The organism is Candidatus Protofrankia datiscae (assembly GCF_000177615.2).
GTDB classification, from domain to species: domain Bacteria; phylum Actinomycetota; class Actinomycetes; order Frankiales; family Frankiaceae; genus Protofrankia; species Protofrankia coriariae.
The window spans coordinates 728,165-746,863 of sequence record NC_015656.1 but is presented as its reverse complement, the minus strand read 5'-3'; the positions used below and the strand labels follow the sequence as shown (position 1 = coordinate 746,863).

The 18,699-nt window shown below is 67.4% G+C and carries 16 protein-coding genes, 2 tRNA genes and 1 riboswitch; of the genes, 7 read left to right on the top strand and 11 right to left on the bottom strand.

The features are described 5' to 3' along the window. Positions 1–28: 28 nt before the first annotated feature. The 3 genes from FSYMDG_RS03175 to FSYMDG_RS03160 all read right to left on the bottom strand — a co-directional run bounded on the left by FSYMDG_RS03175 (position 29) and on the right by FSYMDG_RS03160 (position 4,164). Positions 29–116 (bottom strand) — tRNA-Ser (locus tag FSYMDG_RS03175). A gap of 1,453 nt (positions 117–1,569) precedes the next feature. Continuing rightward, complete coding sequence (locus FSYMDG_RS03165) at positions 1,570–2,772, bottom strand: magnesium and cobalt transport protein CorA (protein WP_083828417.1); 1,203 nt, start codon at positions 2,770–2,772, stop codon at positions 1,570–1,572. A 464-nt stretch (positions 2,773–3,236) separates the two neighbouring features. Next, positions 3,237–3,404: riboswitch (M-box (ykoK) riboswitch) on the bottom strand. A 289-nt stretch (positions 3,405–3,693) separates the two neighbouring features. Further along, positions 3,694–4,164: a hypothetical protein gene (locus FSYMDG_RS03160; RefSeq protein WP_013872151.1), complete on the bottom strand. Its 471-nt coding sequence runs from the start codon at positions 4,162–4,164 to the stop codon at positions 3,694–3,696. 212 nt (positions 4,165–4,376) lie between these two features. Between FSYMDG_RS03160 and FSYMDG_RS03155 the strand changes: the two genes are divergently transcribed. Continuing rightward, complete coding sequence (locus FSYMDG_RS03155) at positions 4,377–5,051, top strand: O-methyltransferase (RefSeq protein ID WP_013872150.1); 675 nt, start codon at positions 4,377–4,379, stop codon at positions 5,049–5,051. Between the two features lie 225 nt (positions 5,052–5,276). Here the strand turns inward: FSYMDG_RS03155 and FSYMDG_RS22625 are convergent, their stop codons facing one another. Beyond that, positions 5,277–5,999 (bottom strand): DivIVA domain-containing protein, encoded by a 723-nt coding sequence (locus FSYMDG_RS22625; RefSeq protein ID WP_131772091.1) that lies wholly within the window; start codon positions 5,997–5,999, stop codon positions 5,277–5,279. 434 nt (positions 6,000–6,433) lie between these two features. Here FSYMDG_RS22625 and FSYMDG_RS22620 point away from each other — a divergent pair, with 434 nt between their 5' ends. Further along, positions 6,434–7,273 (top strand): nucleotidyltransferase family protein, encoded by an 840-nt coding sequence (locus FSYMDG_RS22620; RefSeq protein WP_013872148.1) that lies wholly within the window; start codon positions 6,434–6,436, stop codon positions 7,271–7,273. Positions 7,274–7,494: 221 nt separating this feature from the next. Here FSYMDG_RS22620 and FSYMDG_RS03130 read toward each other — a convergent pair whose 3' ends face one another. From FSYMDG_RS03130 to FSYMDG_RS03115, 4 genes are all read right to left on the bottom strand, one after another. Continuing rightward, positions 7,495–8,487, bottom strand: coding sequence for a Gfo/Idh/MocA family protein (locus FSYMDG_RS03130; protein WP_013872147.1), 993 nt, complete (start codon positions 8,485–8,487; stop codon positions 7,495–7,497). Between the two features lie 548 nt (positions 8,488–9,035). Next, positions 9,036–10,010 carry an alpha/beta hydrolase gene (locus FSYMDG_RS03125; RefSeq protein ID WP_237702960.1) on the bottom strand — a complete coding sequence of 325 codons (975 nt, stop codon included), beginning with the start codon at positions 10,008–10,010 and terminating at the stop codon, positions 9,036–9,038. Positions 10,011–10,014: 4 nt separating this feature from the next. Next, positions 10,015–10,863, bottom strand: a complete 849-nt coding sequence (locus FSYMDG_RS03120) for a tryptophan 2,3-dioxygenase family protein (protein WP_013872145.1) — start codon at positions 10,861–10,863, stop codon at positions 10,015–10,017. Between the two features lie 7 nt (positions 10,864–10,870). Then, entirely contained in the window at positions 10,871–11,788 is a 918-nt protein-coding gene (locus FSYMDG_RS03115; RefSeq protein WP_131772089.1) for a diiron oxygenase, read from the bottom strand. 125 nt (positions 11,789–11,913) lie between these two features. Here FSYMDG_RS03115 and tnpC point away from each other — a divergent pair, with 125 nt between their 5' ends. Further along, positions 11,914–13,350 (top strand): IS66 family transposase, encoded by a 1,437-nt coding sequence (gene tnpC, locus FSYMDG_RS03110; RefSeq protein ID WP_013871651.1) that lies wholly within the window; start codon positions 11,914–11,916, stop codon positions 13,348–13,350. A gap of 74 nt (positions 13,351–13,424) precedes the next feature. On the opposite strand, the gene FSYMDG_RS03105 is transcribed toward tnpC, so the two are convergent. Together FSYMDG_RS03105 and FSYMDG_RS03100 are read right to left on the bottom strand one after the other, a co-directional pair. Further along, positions 13,425–14,732, bottom strand: coding sequence for an aminotransferase class I/II-fold pyridoxal phosphate-dependent enzyme (locus FSYMDG_RS03105; protein WP_013872143.1), 1,308 nt, complete (start codon positions 14,730–14,732; stop codon positions 13,425–13,427). Beyond that, positions 14,732–15,556 carry an SDR family NAD(P)-dependent oxidoreductase gene (locus FSYMDG_RS03100; RefSeq protein WP_013872142.1) on the bottom strand — a complete coding sequence of 275 codons (825 nt, stop codon included), beginning with the start codon at positions 15,554–15,556 and terminating at the stop codon, positions 14,732–14,734. Before FSYMDG_RS03100 ends, FSYMDG_RS03105 begins: the two co-directional genes overlap by 1 nt. Positions 15,557–16,094: 538 nt before the next feature. On the opposite strand from FSYMDG_RS03100, the gene FSYMDG_RS03095 reads away from it, so the two are divergent. Then, positions 16,095–16,343 (top strand): FitA-like ribbon-helix-helix domain-containing protein, encoded by a 249-nt coding sequence (locus FSYMDG_RS03095; RefSeq protein ID WP_013872141.1) that lies wholly within the window; start codon positions 16,095–16,097, stop codon positions 16,341–16,343. Then, a complete protein-coding gene (locus tag FSYMDG_RS03090; RefSeq protein WP_013872140.1) occupies positions 16,340–16,768 on the top strand; it encodes a type II toxin-antitoxin system VapC family toxin in 429 nt (142 codons plus the stop codon). The genes FSYMDG_RS03095 and FSYMDG_RS03090 overlap by 4 nt, the downstream gene beginning before the upstream one ends. A 157-nt stretch (positions 16,769–16,925) precedes the next feature. Here FSYMDG_RS03090 and FSYMDG_RS03085 read toward each other — a convergent pair. After that, a tRNA-Gly gene (locus FSYMDG_RS03085) sits at positions 16,926–16,999 on the bottom strand. 200 nt (positions 17,000–17,199) lie between these two features. On the opposite strand from FSYMDG_RS03085, the gene FSYMDG_RS03080 reads away from it, so the two are divergent. After that, complete coding sequence (locus FSYMDG_RS03080; protein ID WP_013872139.1) at positions 17,200–17,982, top strand: TNT domain-containing protein; 783 nt, start codon at positions 17,200–17,202, stop codon at positions 17,980–17,982. 81 nt (positions 17,983–18,063) lie between these two features. Continuing rightward, the gene (gene dcd / locus FSYMDG_RS03075) at positions 18,064–18,672 is read left to right on the top strand and encodes a dCTP deaminase (RefSeq protein ID WP_013872138.1); all 609 of its coding nucleotides are present in this window, start codon (positions 18,064–18,066) and stop codon (positions 18,670–18,672) included. The last annotated feature ends 27 nt before the right edge of the window (positions 18,673–18,699 follow it).

Sequence of the window (18,699 nt, the reverse complement as noted above, 5' to 3'; positions counted from 1 at the left end):
TGCGGCCCGGGACCAACTGCGGGTGGAGCGGAGGGCGTGGGATTCGAACCCACGAGGACGCAGGACGCCCTAGCGGTTTTCAAGACCGCCGCCATCGGCCACTAGGCGAGCCCTCCTGACCCGTGGAAACGCTGTCAGGCGCTACGTCCGGTTCACCGGAGTCCGCCCACCATGTGCCCGCCGGGTGCCGTTCCAGGATGTCACAGCCCGCGCCGGTGACACCCACGGCGTCACCCCTCTGCGCCACCTCACCCGCCTGCTTCCCCTTCCCAGAGGCGTGCCGGTCCTGTCGACCGGCCCAGGCTTGCCGGTCCCGTCGGCCGCTGCCCGGCCAGCCCGCTCCCACGCTCGTGGGGACGGCCCCCAAATTCCCCGTGGTGTCCCCCGCCCTACCCGGGCACGCACGACTCATCACCACAATCAGCAGCGATCTTCAGCTTGCCGCCGAGCGCCTGTAGGTAGGCCGCGAGGGTATCCACCCCGCTGCGCTCCAGGTGCCCCTCTCGATGCGGGACACCCGGGCCTGCGTCACACCCGTCGCCTTCGTCGCCTCGATTTGGGTGGCGTGCCGGCGCCGGCGTACCTCCGCCAGCCGGAAGGCCCGTGCCTCGGCGATCAGCCGCTGCGCCCAGAGATGGTCCCAGATATGTCCTCCGCCCGCTCGGCCGGGGTGAAGGCGAACTCGCCGGCCAGATCAACCCAGAGGCGCCCACGAATCCTCCAGACAATCAACCATTCTTATATTCCTCCATATGCTTGAGATGATCATCGTGTGCCATATCGGAACTCCACGGCCTTTCGCACCCCATCTCTTTTCCCGCGCCTGGGCCACTTTGTGGTCTGTCGTTGGGACAGCCAGTCCGTCCGTGACTCACTCGGCATGCTGGTGCGACGATGAGAAGGAGGATGGTATGGGATTTCTGCGACGGCGGGACGATGACGCTGGCGAAGACCGCGACCGTATGGACAAGGGCCAACGACAGCGGCAGGACACCCGGCGTGGCAACCCGACCTGGCGGAGCTGTGGACTGTGCGGCGGCACGGGAAAGGTACTCAGGGACATCGGCGGAACGGACGAGGACGGTGCGTTCAATGAGACCAAGAAACTGAACTGCGCATCCTGCGACGGAACGGGAAGGTTACCGATCAAAGATGATTGAACCTGTCGTGCCACTGCTGACGCTGGACTGCCCGCGACACCGTCGGCCCCGCCGCCGGCGCGGCCCAGGCGACCCGCCGAAAGGCCCCCGGCCCGGTACGTCCAGTACGTCCGGCGACTGCCCACACTACCGGACGGTGTGGGCCGACGGCTACGGCCCTGATGCCGAGCCACCGTCACGCGGCCCGTGGCGACCGGGCCCGGTCCACGGACCGAGCTGAACGCCCGCAACAACCTTCTGTAATGCCGCCTGTACACCGCCCTCATATACGCATAACAGCGACCTGTGTACCGTGTTCTGCCGCGTGGCCCGGAAAACCGGTCGGGCGATGGACGCGAACGGACAGGCCGGTCCTCCGGCGGTGCACGAAAAATATGATCGCACCACCGGAGGGCCGGCCTGTCCCGGGTCAGAGCCAGCGGCGGCTGCGGAAGACGACATAGAGCATGGCGGACACCAGCCCCATGAGCCCGATCGCGAACGGATAACCGTACACCCACTGCAGCTCCGGCATGGTCTCGAAGTTCATCCCGTACACGGTGCCCACCAGGGTGGGCGCGAACAGGATCGCCGCCCATGCGGATATCTTCTTGACCTCCTCGTTCTGCGCGATGCTCGTCTCGGTCAGGATCTTCATTTCCTCGTTCTGCCGCTGCCCGACCAGGGCTGCGTTGGCCGTGAGAATGTTCTGCAGGAGCTGGCGGAAACCCTCGATCCGCTCCACGACCTGGGCGACGTGGTCGCTGACGTCCCGCAGGTACTGCTGCAGCCCGGCGTCCACACCATATTTCACGAAACCCGACGCCAGAGCGTCCAGCATGCCGAGCAGGGGCTTGGTCGCCCGCTGGAACTCGATGACCTCGCGGGAGAGCTCGTAGATACGCCGGCTCACTTCCGGGTCGCCCCGGAAAACCTCGGTCTCGATCTCGTCGATGTCGTTCTCCAGCCCGGCGACAACAGGTGCGTAGTCGTCGACGACCCGGTCGAGGATGGCGTACAGCACCGCCTCGGGGCCTCGGGCCAGCAGGTCCGGCTCGGATTCCATCCGGTGGCGTACCCGTCGCAGGTCCGGCGCGTCACCATGACGTACCGTGATGACGAAGTCGTCCCCGACGAAGACGTGCAACTCGGAGAATTCGACCTCCTCCCGGATGTCGTTGTAGGAAGCCGCCAGCAGAACCACGAAGAGGGTCTCTCCGTACCGCTCCAGCTTGGAGCGCTGATGCGCCTGCACGGCGTCTTCGACGGCGAGTTCGTGCAGTTCGAACTCCCGGGCGATCGAGGCGATCTCACGCTGGTCCGGGCGGACCAGCCCGATCCAGGCGAGATCCTGCTTGCGCTCGTCACGACGTCCGTGCAGAAGCTGGTAGGTCTCGGCCAGCGAGTCCGGTCGCACAAGGCGCCGGCCCTCGGAGTAGAACACGTTCTCCATCACCGTCATCACGCCAGCTCCTCGAATGGCTTGCGGATCTGCCAGCAGACAGCGGTCTGGAACCGGGAGCGGGCTGGTAGCTCCCCCTGGACGCTCGCTCGCACCTCGCCGAGGCGGTGACCGGGCCTTGCGCATCGCTGTGTGGACGTGTCGCCGGGTGGCACACAGCAGGCCGACCATGGACGAACGCAGCCATAGCCGGGCGTGGACAAGGTCCGAGCGCACTGCCACAACGGCCAACCGGCTGGTGCGTGAAAGCCCGCTACGCGATCCCGCGCATCTGCTGACACAACCCTTGGGTCAGGCCTTGATTCCAGACCACCGCGATGCCGTGCTCTGGGAGCTCATAACGAGCGCCCGCCCGCGTTCAGCGCGTCAGACACGACACGACGACCACGAGCCGCCCGGCGAGGCAGGGCTGGGACCGTCGGCCCTTTCTGACAAAGACCGGCGGCGATGTTTTTACACCGGAGTGACCAGACTCAGGCGGCGGGGGTCGCCGAGCCAGTCCAGGACAGACAACGACTATGACCGGGACTCATCCCGCCACCTCCTTCACAGCCGGGCGCCCGCAGGCGCAGACCGCATCCACACAGAGTGATCGCACGAACGAGAGCCAGGCCAGAACCCACCCCCACGTGCGGAGCACCCCTCCTCGTCAGAGCTTTGGCACTGCACGGCGTAATCCCAACCAGGAAGCCACCTGGGCCCACCCCTTAGCCCGGGGAGAGCTGTCCTGACCCGGGGCGTCTCTCGACGTTCGGGGTCAGTGGCCTGTGTCCGTGCAGACGCCTCACCGAACGAGGTGCCGCATCCCAAGGGTGCCGCCGCGCGCGGGACGCTGTCAAACCAGGACACGGTGACCTTGACGGCACGAGCCGATCGGCCCCTCACGCCTGGACACCGCTACCGGTGGCGACCACGCCCCGTCAGGGCGTCGAACGTACACACAAGCCGCCTCGAGCGAGGACGAGCCTCCCGGACACGGACAGCGTCTCTCCGGGCACCACGCAGCCTCTCCGGACCTCTCGGCGCCTCTCCGGCTCTCTCCGGACACGGCGGATAAGCGGCACCTCACAGCGCGCGGTGCCCGGGCGGCGCTCAGGCTCCCGGGCCGAAAGCGGGCCGGCCGGCGCGCTCCCGTTCGGACGCCTTCATCCGTGCCTCGTACACATGCCGGCGGCCACCGGCCAGAACGTCCCGGACCATCCGCTCGGACTCGGCAAAGGCCCGGTAGTACCCGTCGTCATACTCCTCGACGACCTGGAAGGTCCATCGGCCGTCGAGGACGTTGCGTCCGAGCAGGTCCCTGCGAAGCCGTTCGGCGATCTCACCGTGACCGGCGTTGTCCAACTCCTCCAACGCCGATCCGAGCATGAGATCGGCGTGGCCGGACATCTGGTGGAACGCGTAGAGGTGCCCCCGGGCCCGCTCCACCCACTCCAGCGCCTCGCTGATCTTCCCGACGGCGTGGACCGTGTCCGCGTCGAGTTCCGTGGCGGTACGGTCGGCCGCCCACGCCGCTTCCGGCGCCGGGCCTGGAGGCGGTGCCGCTGCGGGTGCCGGTGCCATGGTCGGTGCCGGCGTCGGCACCGGGTCGTTCGTCCTCACAACCCGTGAAATGCCCCACCAGCGCCCTGACGACACCAACACCACACGATCGGTGATCCACACGATCCGGCGGACATGGCCCGAGGCGGAGCCCCACCAGCCGGGGCACAACCCGCCAGCCGGGGCGTAACCCGCCAGGCGGGAGGCTGGGATGTGCCGGTAGCCTGAGCCGCATGTCCGCTCTGGACCCGACCGCGCAGTCGCCCATTCTGGCGCACGGCATATACCCCTATCTCGCGGCGCGCTGCTCACCGCCGGACGAACTGCTGATCGATCTCTTCGCGGAGACGCGGCAGAAGTTCGGGGAACGCTCCGTCATGCAGATCGGCGCCGAACTCGGCGCCCTGCTGACGATACTGACCGCGAGCACCGGCGCACGCCGGGCGATCGAAGTCGGTACGTTCACCGGATACTCGTCGATCTGCATCGCCCGTGGCCTGCCCGATGACGGTCATCTGCTCTGCTGCGACGTGAGCGAGGAGTGGACGTCGCTGGCGCGTCACTACTGGAAGCGCGCCGGCCTGGACGGCCGGATCGAACTGCGGCTCGGCCCGGCCGCGGACACGATCGCCGCGCTGCCCGCCGAGCCCGTCTACGACATCGCGCTCATCGACGCGGACAAGACCTCGTACCCGATCTACTACGACCTGCTGGTGCCGCGGCTGCGCCCGGGCGGGCTGATCCTCGTCGACAACGTGCTCCAGAACGGCAAGGTACTCGACGAGCGGAGCCAGGACGCGGACGTCCGGGCGATCCAGGCGTTCAACGAGGCGGTGGCGGTGGACGACCGGGTACAGGCCGTCCTGCTGGCCGTGTCGGACGGCCTGACGATCGCACGCAAGCTTTAGCTGGTAGCAGCCGTACCTGGCGGCGCCAACCTCGCCCCGGCGCCAACCTCTGGACGCTGCCCGCGCGATCGAACATCCGTCAGAATCCGTCGGACACGCCCTACGCGCCCGTCCCCGCTCGCTCAAGGGATCGAGTACGGAAACGGCTGCCCTGGCGGCCACTTGCTCCCTCGTTCTCCTGATCTGGCGATACCTGATCGGGGTTCGGGGGAGGAGAGGAGACGGTCAGGACAGGTAGGCCTGGACGCGGGTGATCTCGTGCTCGAGGAAGTCGAGGAAGTCGTCGACCTCGTACTCGCTGTATCCACCCGTCAGCCAGGTGGAGTCGAACCTGGCGTTGACGATGTCCTGTGGGGTGAGGTCTGCGGTGACGGAAGCGGTATCCGCCGGGTGGCCGTCTCGCGCCGACTCCGCCATCGCCTGCAGGCGGTCCAACTCCCGGCCCACCCTGCCGAGAAAGGCGTCGACCTGGGCGGTGTCGTAGCCGGCGCGGAACCGCGTTCTCGTGAAGGTTTTCGCCGTCACCTCCGTGCCGGTGGTGCCGGGATGGAACGAACCGGGACCGCCACGATGCCGGGCTGCGGCCCAGCGGTCATCATCGCAGGGAGCGCCCGCCGAGGCGGCTGCGGACACCGCGGAGAAGAACCTGTGCAGATTGGCGAACTCACGCTCGACGATCCGGAGGAAATCGCCGACCTCGCTCTCGTGATATCCGCTGAAAAATCTGGTCGTATTGAACCTCGTCGACCTGATCTCCGTCGGCGCTATTCTCGGGACGAGCTCGGCCGGCTCCGGCGTCCCGCCGTTCTCGACAACGCGAACGATGGCGTGCAGCCGGCGCAGCTCGGCGGCGGCCCAGTCGAGAAGGGCGTCGACACCGACCATGCTGTAGCCGGGACGCAGTCGGGTCGCGCTGAATGCTTTTACGCAGAGGTCATGAGCCGTCACGATCGGACGGTAGGCGACGGTGCTGTCGCCACCGCGCTCGCCGCCAGGTGGTGGTACGGGCGGCTGGGGCGGCCCCCCGTGCGGCGGGCGTGTTTGTTCCTCCCCTGGCTGCGTCCGGATGGCCTGTGGGGCGCCGTCGGCAATTGACCGTTTCACCGTTCCGGATTGTATGGCGAACCATCGACCAAGAAAATGTGAGCTCGCAGACCAGACCACTTTTTGCGTCGGTTCATATTTTGTTGTAATTATTATTCATGTATTCATAGAACTCTATTGCCAACTTCGCCTGCCCGGCCCGTTACAGTGATGACCGGACGCGGTGCTTCCGGCAGGCGCCACCCGTCCCCGTCCCAGCCCGATCTTGGGTCTGGTCCTGGACCTGGACGGCGTGGACGCCCGCCCTGCCCTGGATCGGCAAGCACGTGGAGCGGCCGATGACAGTCACAACGAGTACCGTCGGCGGTCTCGTCCTCGCTGCCGGCGCCGGACGTCGCTTCGGCGTTCCAAAAGCTCTGGTCACCCTGAGTGGCGAACCACTGGTCCAGCGATGCGTCCGGATGCTCACCGACGGTGGATGCGCTCCGGTGCTTGTGGCTCTCGGCGCGCGGGCGACCGACGTGATCAGATCCACCGGCCTACCCGAAGAGCAGGTCGTCCTGGCATCTGACTGGGCGGTGGGGATGAGCGCGTCGCTGCGTCGCGGGCTCACAGCATTTGCCGCCGATGAAGGAAGCCCCGCCGCTCCTGCCGACGGGGGCCGCAACAGCCGGGGCCGGAAGAACAGCCGGGGCCGCAACAGCGAGAGTTGGAACAGCGGACAGCGGCTAGCGGGACACGCTGGCGTCGAGGCGGTCGTGATCGCGCTGGCCGACCAGCCGCTGATCGGCGCCGAGGCGGTGTGCCGGCTGCTCGCGGCCCACGCCGCCGGCGCCGTCGCGGCGGTCGCCAGCTACGGCGGGCAACCGCGCAACCCGGTCCTGCTGCACAGAACGGTGTGGGCCGAGGTGTCCGCCCTGGCTCACGGTGATGTCGGGGCACGGGCCTGGCTGCGGACCAATCCGGACCGGGTCGTCATGGTGCCCTGTGACGACACCGGCTCCCCCTACGACATCGACACCCCCGACGACCTGGCGGCGCTGGTCACGTCCAGCCCAAGCACGTCAGGCCCGACCGAGACCAGACCGACCACGTCCGGTTCGGCCGCGTCCGCTGGTCGGCCGCTGGCACCGCCCGGCAGCGGCGGCCGGCCACCGCGCGTCGACCCGCCGGCCTGATCCCGGCAGGCGATCCAGGTGATCCGTCAACACGGGCAGCGGGGTGAGCACGGGCGATACAGATAATCACTGTGCCACCGGCACCAGCGATATAACCGGTGCCGGCCGCCATCGCTTTCCTGACATCGACGCCGATATGATCCTGACGCGTTCTCGATGTGTTTCCGACGTCCCCGCTCCCGGCCGCCGGGGATGGCCGGGGTGGTTTCCGTGCGATCTGGTCAGCCGGCGAGCCCGCGTGGGGGAAGGCCGGCCGTACGGTAGACATCGTCGATGAGGCGCATGGTGACGACCGCGTCCTCGGCCGGTGTCAGTGTCGGTTCGCCGTACAGCACCGCGCGGGCGAAAGCACGCAGCTGGGCGTCGAACGTCGTTTCCCCACGCACCGTTTCCCAGCGGGTACGCCCCTGCGTTGTCCAGCGAATCTGGTTGAAAACATGTGGGCGGACGAAGTTGGCGACCCGCAGCTCGCCGCGGTCCCCGGTGACGTGGGCGGCGATCCGCAGGAAGCGTCGGGACCACAGCGAGCAGTCGATCCGTCCGGTCGAGCCGTCGGGGAAGCTGAACTCCGCGGTCATGGCGCGGTCGATGCGCGGCGCATGCAGCAGGGCGCGCGCCGACACGACCTTCGGTTCGCCCGCGCCGAGCAGCCGCATACAGTGGACGGCGTAACATCCGGTATCCATCATGGCGCCGCCGCCGAGCTCGTAACTGTAGCGGATCTCGTCGTCGAAAAGCGGCCAGGGAATACACATCCAGGTGCGGATCGAGCGCACCGTGCCGATGCTGCCGTCCCGTACGATCTTGTGAATACGCTCCGCCAGCGGATGATACCGGTAGTGAAAGGCCTCGGTGACGACGACGCCGGCGGATGCCGCCGCCTCGGCAACGGCACGCGCCTCGACCTCGTTGGCGGTGAACGGTTTCTCGCACAGCACGTGCTTCCCGGCCTCGATCGCGCGCAGGGTCCACTGCGCGTGCAGGGCGTTGGGCAGCGGGTTGTACACCGCGTCGACGTCGGGATCGTCGAGCAGTGCGTCGTATGATTCGTGTGCCACCGGGACCGCGTATTTTTCGGCGAACCGGTCGGCCCGCTCGGTATGGCGGTCCGCCACCGCGACCACCGCGACAGTCGGCAGCCGTGCCGCGGGTTTCATGATGGCCGTCGGGGCGATCCGAGCGGCGCCAAGAATGCCGATCCTCACCTGATCCACCGATACCGTCCTTTCCTGTTCGGTGGCCGGCACAGCCGCCAGCTCAGTCGGACAGCACCGATCGTGACGACGGCTGGAACCGGTCAGAATGTGTTTCTGTATTCGGTGTCGCGGGCACTCCTGGTAAATTGGGTAAGATCACTCTACCTCCGGTGTCGAGGCGTTCCCGCGCGACCTACATCACTTCGACCGGCGCGGCCAATACACCCGGAAGGAGGCGGTGTCAATTATCGACCGCTGTTCCATTCCTAACCGTTCGCCAGGACGCAACGCCCCACCGGCACGCACGCACCCCGTTCAAATCCCCGGCCAGCACCCCGACAACCGGACGGGAGAAGAAGGTCGAACCAGGTTTTCAAGTTTTCCATTCAAAATCTTTGACCGGATCGCGATCTGAATCATGCGTACGGCAGTTCTGAGAACATCCAGGGGAAGGAGAGTCATCAATGGAGCTACCAGACGGCTCCGCCGTACTGTTCCTCCAACAGGAACGGGTACCAGTGACTCGGACCGCACGACATGGATACTGCGAAGCGCACACCTCGCACTCACCGCGGGGACCGGCCAGATCCGACCTCGAGCGCCGGATTTCCGGGGAGTGACAGCAGGCCCATCTGTGTCAGGACTGCCCGGCCGAGTGGTGTTTCCGGGTCCCCGAGGACGAGAGGGAGATCGAAGTGGTTCCGGGCGGACACCACAAGATCGGCAACTGGCGTGCCCGCTCGGGTCAGGGATGATACGAACTGTCTGTGCTGGGCGGCGAAGGCGGCCGTCTCGTTGTCGCCGCGGGCGACGATCAGCGGTGGGGCACCGCCGTGGACATGACGAATCGGGCTGTTGCGGGCCGCTTCGGCTGCGGTGAGCCCGATCTGTTCTCCGACATAGGTGTGCCGCAGCGGCTCGAGATCGTAGATACCGCTGAGCAGGCAGGCACCGCGGATCACGTCGAAGGGGCGCAGCGCGGGAGGGAGCCAACCGTCCGTCACACACATCGCGGCGAGATGAGCACCGGCGGAGGAACCGCTCAGGAAGATCCGCTGGGGGTCGACGCCCAACTCGGCGGCGTGCCGAAAAATCCACAGTATGGCGTTGCGGACCATGGCGACGATCTCGCCCAGTCGGTGAACGGATGCGAGCCCGTACCCCAACGCGGCGAAGGCCGCTCCTCTCGTGACGAAGTCCGGCGCGGCGAAGGACGACTCCTCCTTGCTCAGTTCCTGCCAGTAGCCGCCGTGGATGAAGACCTGTAGCGGCGCGTCGGGACCAGCGGCGGGGAAGAAGTGGAGCCGCTGGGCGGAGGTGTCTCCGTAGGAGATTTCTTTCCATGGCAGGGTTGCGCGGGCATCGGCCGACCTGTCCGCATACATGCGTAGGTAAGTTCTCATGTCGGGTACGGTCAGGCTGGGCGAGTACGCCTGGTCGCGTAGTTCCCGGCTGGTCTCCCACGAGGGCGGTGACGTCCCACCGGCCGTGGTCCTGCCGTTTCCCGTGCCGTCGTTTCCCGTGCCGTCGTGGGTTCTCACCGGCCTAGCCATCGGATTCCTGTCGAAGGGATTCGGGGCCATGAACCCGCGGAAGGCTTCCGTCGTTCGGCGGGCCGAAACGACTCCTTGCCTCCCAGAGTTCCGGATAGAATTTCATCGGAACCCGTTCCGCCAGGTAGCCGCCACCTGTGCTGCCACCTGTCCCAGGTTTTCCGCCGAGCTGGCGCACCACCGTCATCTGGTGCCGCAGGCGCCAGGTCGACCACATCTGGTCGTGGTCGATCAGCGCTTCGGAGAGCTCCCACAGCTCGTTGTACCGATCGCCGCCGACCGCTATTTCGTAGAAGATCGCGGCTCGCTGCTGTGGGGTGCCGACGGCGAAACCAGCGGCGGCCAGAAGGGTGATGAAAGAGTCCCACGGGTCCGGTTCGGTCAGTCGCCGGGACAGTCGCTGGTGGTCCTCGGTGCTCAGCCAGACGGCCCTATCCAGCCAACCGCTGTCGTCGGCACCGGACAGGAATTCTATTTCTCGGAACTGCGTCGACTGAAGCCCGCTGGACGACCCCAGCGTTCCACGGAACTCCAGGAATCCGTGCGGCGTCATGGTGTCGACGACGTCGATCTGGTTCACCAGCACGCGCTCGATCTCGTGGCAGCGGCGCAGCCGGAGGCGGGCCCGGTAGGCGTCGCCGTCGAGCATCCGGTCCCTGGCGTTGGAAAGCTCGAACAGCAGCACCTTGAACCACAGCTCATACACCTGGTGGACAGTGATGAAGAGCAGTTCGTCGTGGGCGGGGGGTGAGCTTCTGCACCGCTGCTGGTCGAGCACGTGGGGAAGGCGAAGGTAGGTCGCGTAGGTGAGTCCGCTGTCGTGATCGGCGGAAGGCTGCATGGTGTCCTCACTCGATGCCGTGGGCGGCGAAGGTCTCCCTCGCTCCAGGAAGATCGAGGACGCCGGCGGATTCGCACATCCGCCGGGTGGCCTGGGCGACCTCGCGGATTCGTCGGGTCGCGGCAGCACCCCCGTAGACGTCCTGGAGCACGGTGTCGGCGGTGGGCTCGTCGAGGCCTGCGAGCAGGAGAGAGGAGCGGACCGGTGTGGTGTCCCAGACGAGACATGCCCTGATCAGAGGTGGGATGGCGTGCGCCACACGTGTTCGGAGCGAGAGTTCCAGATGCGTCCACAGAAGGTGGAAGAAGGCGACGAAGAAGCGGTGGTGGTGTCCCTCGTCACGGGCATGGTCGCGGGTCACCTCCCGGACCGCGGTGACGACCGTGGGATCGTTGGGGACCTCGTTGGGGACCTCGTTGAGGACCGCGGTTATCAGCGTCTCGAACACGATCACCTGCAGCAGATGAGCGAGCACCGGCTCACCGGGGAGGATGGCGCGCCCGGTCTCCTCGAGACGTTCGACGAACCCGCCATAGTCCCACCGGGGTATCGGGATCCCCGTGGCGGTGGCGATCTGGTCGGCCAGATCGAGACTGTACAGCGAGTGATACCCCTCGTCACAATATATTTTGTAGGCGTCCAGACGACACGAACGAGGCAGGTCGAAGCCCACCCGGTTCCCGGCGATCCGCTCCGCCCCACGGTTGACGATCCTGGTCTCCAGGTGCGTTGCCGACAGCAGAAACTGGTACAGGTGACGCACGGCGAGTTCCCGTGTCAGGGCGGCTGGGAGAACACGGACGGCTTCGTGGGCAAGATAAGGAACCAGCTCGGAGGGAAAGAACACCCGCCCTTCCTCCATGTCCCGGTGGAATGTCCGCCGACTCCCACCGCGGACTCCCGCCGAGCTGTACCAGTCGTTCATCGGTTGTAACTGGTCAGGTCTGGTAGATCGTTTGTTTTTGGTTTCCCGGCTGGCTGGGACTCCTCGATGGCCTGAAGGCCCGGGTCGTTGGTGCTGTGTGGTTGATCGGGCCGTAGGGTCCGGGTGTGTCGGATGGTCCGCCCGCGTCGCCGCCGGTGCCGTCGTATGACGAGCTCGCGGCGCTGGTGGTGAGTCTGCGGGCGCAGCTGGTCGAGACCGCTGCGGCGTTGGAACAGGCGCGGGTGCGGATCGCCGAGCTGGAAGCTCAGGTCGCGAAGAACTCGCGGAACTCGGCGAAGCCACCGAGTTCGGACGGGCTGGCGAAACCGCCACCGAAGTCGCTGCGGAAGAAGACCGGCCGCAGGCCCGGTGGGCAGGGCGGGCATCCGGGATCGACGCTGCGGATGCTCGCTGAGCCTGATGTGCGCCTGCGGCATGAGCCGGGGCCGTGTGCGGGGTGCGGGGCGGGGCTTGCGGGCCGGCCTGTGACCCGGACCGAACGGCGGCAGGTGTTCGACCTGCCCGAACTACGTCCGCATGTGGTCGAACATCAGCTCATCGAGCGGGAGTGCGGCTGCGGGACGCGGACGAAGGCGGCGGCACCGGCCGGGGTGGACGCGCCGGTGCAGTACGGGCCGCGGGTGGCCGCGGCGGTGGTCTACCTGTATTCCGGTCAGTTCCTGTCGCAGGAGCGGACCGCGACCGCGCTGGCCGAGCTGGTTGGGATCCCGATCTCGGCGGGCACGGTCGGTGCGATGACCGCCCGTGCCGCCGCCGGACTCGACGGCTTCCGTGACACCGTCCGGGGTCTGCTGGCCGCCGCCGACGTGATCGGGGCCGATGAGACGGGGCTGCGGGTCGCCGGGAAACTGCACTGGGTGCACTGCGCCCGCACCGACAAGTACACGCTGATCGACTGCCATGCCACCCGCGGCAGCGGCGGGATCGACGCCCTCGGGGTGCTTCCCGCCTTCGGTGGGGTGGTGGTCCACGACGCCTGGGCCCCCTACGACAGCTACACCGGCGCCACCCACCAGCTGTGCGTCGCTCACGTGCTGCGCGAACTACAGGCCGTCGTCGACGCGGCCCCGACGGGAACCTGGTGCTGGGCCGCCCAGGCAGGCGACGCGCTCGTCGCCCTGCACCGCCTCGCCGTCGACGCCGCCACTACCGGCGTCACCATCGACGAGCAGGCACCGGCCACCCAGACCCGGCAGCTGCGCCACGCCGCTCACATCGGGATCAGCCAGACCTCGCCGCGCGGCACGAAACTCATGGCCGCCCGCCATGCCCTGGCCTGCCGGCTCGTCGACCGCGAAGCCGACTACCTTCGGTTCACCCGCGACTGGCGGGTTCCCGCGGACAACAACGGCTCCGAACGCGACATCCGCATGATCAAACTACGGCAGAAGGTATCCGGCTGCCTACGCACGCTCACCGGCGCCCGCCAGTTCTGCGCGATCCGCAGCTACCTGTCCACCGCCACCAAACACGGCATCAGCCTGTTCGACGCTCTCGTCCAACTTGCCGAGGGCCGTCCCTGGATGCCCGCGATCAGCTAACTCAAGATCAAAAACTACCTGACTAGTTACCATCGGTTGAGCCACTCTCGGCCTGCTCGGTTTCTTCTCCATCGTCAGTCCTCGATGCTTTCGTACCGTGTAGCACCGACCGGACGGGAGGAGACAGCGGCTCTTTCGTCACCCCGCGGCTCGGACGCGCCAAGGAGCCGAACAACACGGCTGATGCCCTCCGTTACCACGGCCAGGTCGGTGGCATAGCAGATCCGGAACCATCCGGGATCCGGGCTGGCGAAGAGCTGGCCCGGCAGGACGTTGACACAGGCCTGTTCAAGAATTCTTTCCCACAGGGCGTGTTCGGCCGCGAAGGTGGGGGCGGTCAGCCACGCCCCCAGGTCGACCCACAGCGAAAACCCCGCTCCCACCGGCACGAAGGGAACACCCGCGGCGGTGAGGAGCTCGACCGACGAGGCATAGGAAAGGGCAAGCCGTCGACGACTCTCCGCGAGGAAACGAGCGACCCATGCCCGGTCGGCGAGCACATCCCGCAGAACTGCCTGGGTGTCGGTCGAGGTCGCGGCGAAGTAGGCGAGTGCCCGGGCCGCGGCACAGACCTCGGGATCGGGACTGCACAGAACGCCGATCTTGAAGCCGGGTAGTCCGAAGTCCTTCGCGAATCCCCACACGATGTGGACCCGTCCGGTCCCGGCCCTCCTCACCTCGGGATCGAGGAAGCTGACGAACGGCGCCCCGCCGAAGACCGAGTTGGCGTAGATCTCGTCCACGATGACGTCCACCCCGTGCTGACCGGCGACCTCGGCGATCTCCCGGAGGACCTGCGGCGGGTGGACGTGACCGACCGGGTTCCCCGGTGAGGCCAGTGCCACGGCACGGACGGTGACACCCCGCTCGCGAGCACGGGTCAGCGCGTGGCCTATCTCCGAGGCCGTCACCTGGAAGTTCCTGCCAGCGCTCAGGGGCACGGGCAGCAGGCGGGCGCCGGAACGCCCGACCAGGTCGACGTCGAAAGCCCCGTAGTAGGGAGCGGGCACGACGATCGCCTCCCCCGGATCGCACAGGACGGAGGCGATGACGTCCAGAGCGCTCGTCACCCCGCTGACCACGACAAGGTGTTCCGGGTCCACCTCCGTCCGGCAGACTCCGCCGAGGAAACGAGCGAGCTGTTCCCGGAAGGCGTCGGTGCCGTGCAGCGGGGCGTAGTGGGTGTCCGCGGCGCTCAGTGGACGCGGGCCGGTCAGCCGGGGTGCCAGCAGGTCCCACACCAGTCGGTTCTCCGCCGTACCGAGATTGATGTATCCGCCCGGGCGCAGCCGGGGATGGTACGGATGCGCCTCCGCCCGGAAGTGCGCCGCGGCGATCGCCGGCGGCTGGGCGGCCAGCGCCGCCGCGCGCCTCGACACCATCAGCGACCCCCCGGACGGCCGCCACACACCCGGTCGGATTCCGCGGAGTGCTCGGCAAGCAGGCCGGGACGTACTCCCAGGCCCATCGACGCGTCCACGACCGCCCCGTGCAGCACGCCGGATCCGTTGCCGCACAACCACCACACCAGCTCCGCGATCTCCTCCGGCCGGATCAGCCTGCCCTTCGGCAGATTCGCCTCGAAGTCGAGCCGGGCCTGCGGCGCCAGCCGGTCGAGCGTGCTCTCCCGCAGCATGGGCGTGTCGACCGCCCCCGGGCACACCGCCATGACATCGACCGGAGAATGCGCCGTCTCCGCCGCGAGATGGCGGGTCAGGTAGGCGAGCGCCGCTTTGCTCATGCCGTCCACGACGTCGAACCCCGGGAACTGCGCCACCCCGCCGCCGACGCTGCAAATATTGACGATCTTCCCGTAGCCGCGCTCCAGCATGCCCGGCAGGAGGCGCCGGATCAGCCACAGCGGGCCGATGCTGTTGATCCGCAGGAACGCCTCGTCTCGGTCGCGTGGGTCCTGGATATACCGGTCGATGCTCCGCGTGCCCACGGCGGCGTTGTTGACGAGCACGTCCACAGGACCGGGAAGCGCTGCCAGCAGAGCGTCATGGCTGTCCCGCTCCCCCTGCCTGAACTCGAAGGCGCGTATCCGGGCGCCGTCAGTCGTGCGCAGGTCCGACGCAACCGACTCGGCGACGTCCCGCCGGGAGTGGTAGGTGAACCACACATTGTCACCATTACGAGCGAACCGTGTCACGGTGGCCAGACCCACACCACTGGAGCCACCAGTGATCAGGACGTTTCGCGGCATCGTGTCCTTTCCTGTGATCCTGTGGAGAGCGGCTCCTGTGCGGAGCGGCGCGCCGGGGCATGCGCTGGCCCGTCACGAGACGCCCGGAGCAACCACGAGGAGGGCGCGCCGAACTACCCGGCCCAGACGATCTGTCGATCACGCGGTCCAGCTCCGACAGCGTGATCGACAGTCATGCGGGTCGAGATGGTCGGATCGTTCCTCGTGGCCGGGACCGTGCTGTCAGCGACGACAGCACACGTCCCAGCCTGTGCCGGATGGTTACGGAAGTCTCATGACGTGGACTCTGCCCGCAGCGCCTATGGTCCGGGACGACAGCAAGTCGCGGTCAGCGGATACGGACTCTAGCAGCACTTTTTCCCCGTATCCACGGTCTTCTTCCCACTTTCCCACAGTAGGTTCGGATCGAATGCGAGCAGCCTCCAGGCTTGTCCGCGACGTCAGCCGGATCTGGCGCGGATTCCGCACACCCAGCTTGCAATGCATGCAGTGCTAGCATTGGATCGTCGGAAAGAGTGGCTGGAAGGGGGGGCGGGTCATGGCGACGTTGACGATCAGAGATCTGGATGACGAGGTGAAGGCGCGGCTGCGGGTCCGCGCGGCGCACAACGGCCGATCCATGGAGGCGGAGGCCCGAGCGATCCTCCGGGCCGCTCTGACCGGGCCGGCCCCGCGACGCGGGCTGGGCAGCCAGATCCACCAGTACTTCGCGGACCTCGATGAGGACGTGGAGCTTGCGCTGCCGCCACGCACGGAGCCACCGAGGGCGGCAGACCTCTCCTCATGATCGCGCTGGACACGAACGTCGTCTCGGAGTTGATGCGCGCCCGGGCCGATCCAGGGGTCGTTGCCTGGATCGACAGCCAGCCCGCCGACGAGATCTACCTGACCGCGGTGACCATGGCCGAACTGCGGTACGGCGTCGCCCGGCTGCCTGAGGGGAGACGCCGTACCGACCTGACCGACCGACTACAGCGTGCCGTCGAGGCGGGTTTCACCGGCCGTGTACTGCCCTTCGATGACGACGCGGCGGCCCACTACGCGGACATAGTCGTGGGCCGCGAGCAGCAGGGCCTGCCCATCGCCATGGCCGACGCCCAGATCGCGGCCATCTGCCGCTCACACTCCGCCGACCTCGCCACCCGCAACACCAAGGACTTCGCCCACACCGGCATCGACCTCATAGACCCCTGGCAGGCAACAGCCGACTGACAGCCAGACGGTCCCAGGGCACGCCAACCCCAGCGGGCACGTAGCGGGCACAACCCGCCCAACCACCGAAAACCGTAGGGGGTTCGGGGGATTCGATCCCCCGGCAGATATTGCGAAACGCCCAGGTCAGCCCCCGGCTGACATAGCTGACCCCAAGTGGAGCGGGCGACGGGAATCGAACCCGCGTTGCAAGCTTGGGAAGCTCGTGTTCTGCCTCTGAACTACGCCCGCGCGCTGCCTTCAGCATCCTACAGGCTCGCGTGGGCGAGGTGCGGTGGGACCCAACCGGCGTCAGCCGGAGGCGCGTGTCGCTACAGGGCGGACGACACACGGTATATCCGCCCGGAGAACGCGATCCATGTCCGTGAGCAGATCTTTTACTACTCTCCCAGATCGATGTGCTACTCAGAGCACACCTCCGGGAGGAATACGTGCAGTTTCGCAAGAGCATGATCTCGTTGACGGCTGGAGCCCTGCTCCTTGCCGGTGCCGCCTTCGCCGACGCCACATCCGCCTCGGCCGCGCCCGCCTCCACCACCGACGGCGCCACGATCACCGTCGGTGCGACGACCGATGACTCGACGACCAGTGATCCGACGGGTGGGCACCGGTCGCTGGGCGAATGTTCGGAGGCCGACTTCCGGGACGACTCGCGGCTGGGACCCCGAAAACTGCCGGTCACCGGCGAGGTGGGCCAGGAACTGTCCCACTACCAGCGGACCGGCGGGGAGCCGGTCCAGCAGTTCCTGGACACCTGGTGGGACCCGTCCGCCCGGTCCGGCCAGGGCGGCTGGCAGTATCCGCCGCAATCCGGATACCTGATCAACCCGGACGGTACCCCCAGGAGGGCGGTGACATCGCTGACCCCGGGGCTGGAGTTCGACCGCTTCGGGGGCACCAGCGGCAACTTCGCCTCCCCGGAGGGGACGAAATACGCGGCCCGGGCCATCCCGCCGTCCAACCTGGACTCCGTGACGGACCCGGGTAGCTGCAACTACCACGACTACCGGGTGCTGCAGACGTTCTCCGTCTACAGCGGAACCATCCGTCCGTGGTTCGACCAGCCCGGCTACGGACAGCAGTACGAGGTGGTCAGCGCCCTCATCCCGGGGGCTCCGGTCCTCGACCCGGTCACCGACGCGCTGCCCATCCAATGGCTGCTCGACAACCACCTCATCTGCTCGACGACCGATGCGACCAATCCCTGCCCGTAGCCGCGACGACCGGGCGAAGGACGAAGGAATGCTCCCGGCTGACGACCGCGACAAGGCCGGCGGACGGTAGCGTGCTGGGACGTGCTGCTGTCTGACCGGGATATCCGAGCTGAGATCGCCGCGGGACGCGTCCGCCTGGAACCGTACGATCCGCTTCTCGTCCAGCCCAGCAGTATCGACCTGCGGCTCGACCGGTGGTTCCGGGTGTTCCAGAACCACCGGTACAGCCACATCGACCCCGCCATCGAGCAGGAGGACCTGACCGAGCTTGTCGCGCCGGACGTCGACGAGCCGTTCGTCCTGCATCCCGGGGAGTTCGTCCTCGGCTCGACCCTCGAGATCGTCACCCTGCCGGACGATCTCGCCGGCCGGTTGGAGGGCAAGTCCAGCCTCGGCCGCCTCGGCCTGCTCACACACTCGACCGCGGGTTTCATCGACCCGGGTTTCTCCGGCCACGTCACGCTCGAGCTGTCGAACGTGGCCACTCTGCCCATCAAGATCTGGCCGGGTATGAAGATCGGCCAACTGTGCCTGTTCCGGCTCTCCTCGCCTGCGACGCATCCCTACGGCTCGGCTGTCTACGGCTCGCGTTACCAGGGCCAGCGCGGTCCCACACCGTCTCGCGCCTACCGCGACTTCACCCGCGCCACCGTCTCCTCGGACGACCACAACCACGACCACACCCGGTGACATCCACGTGGGCGCAGCGGTCGCACG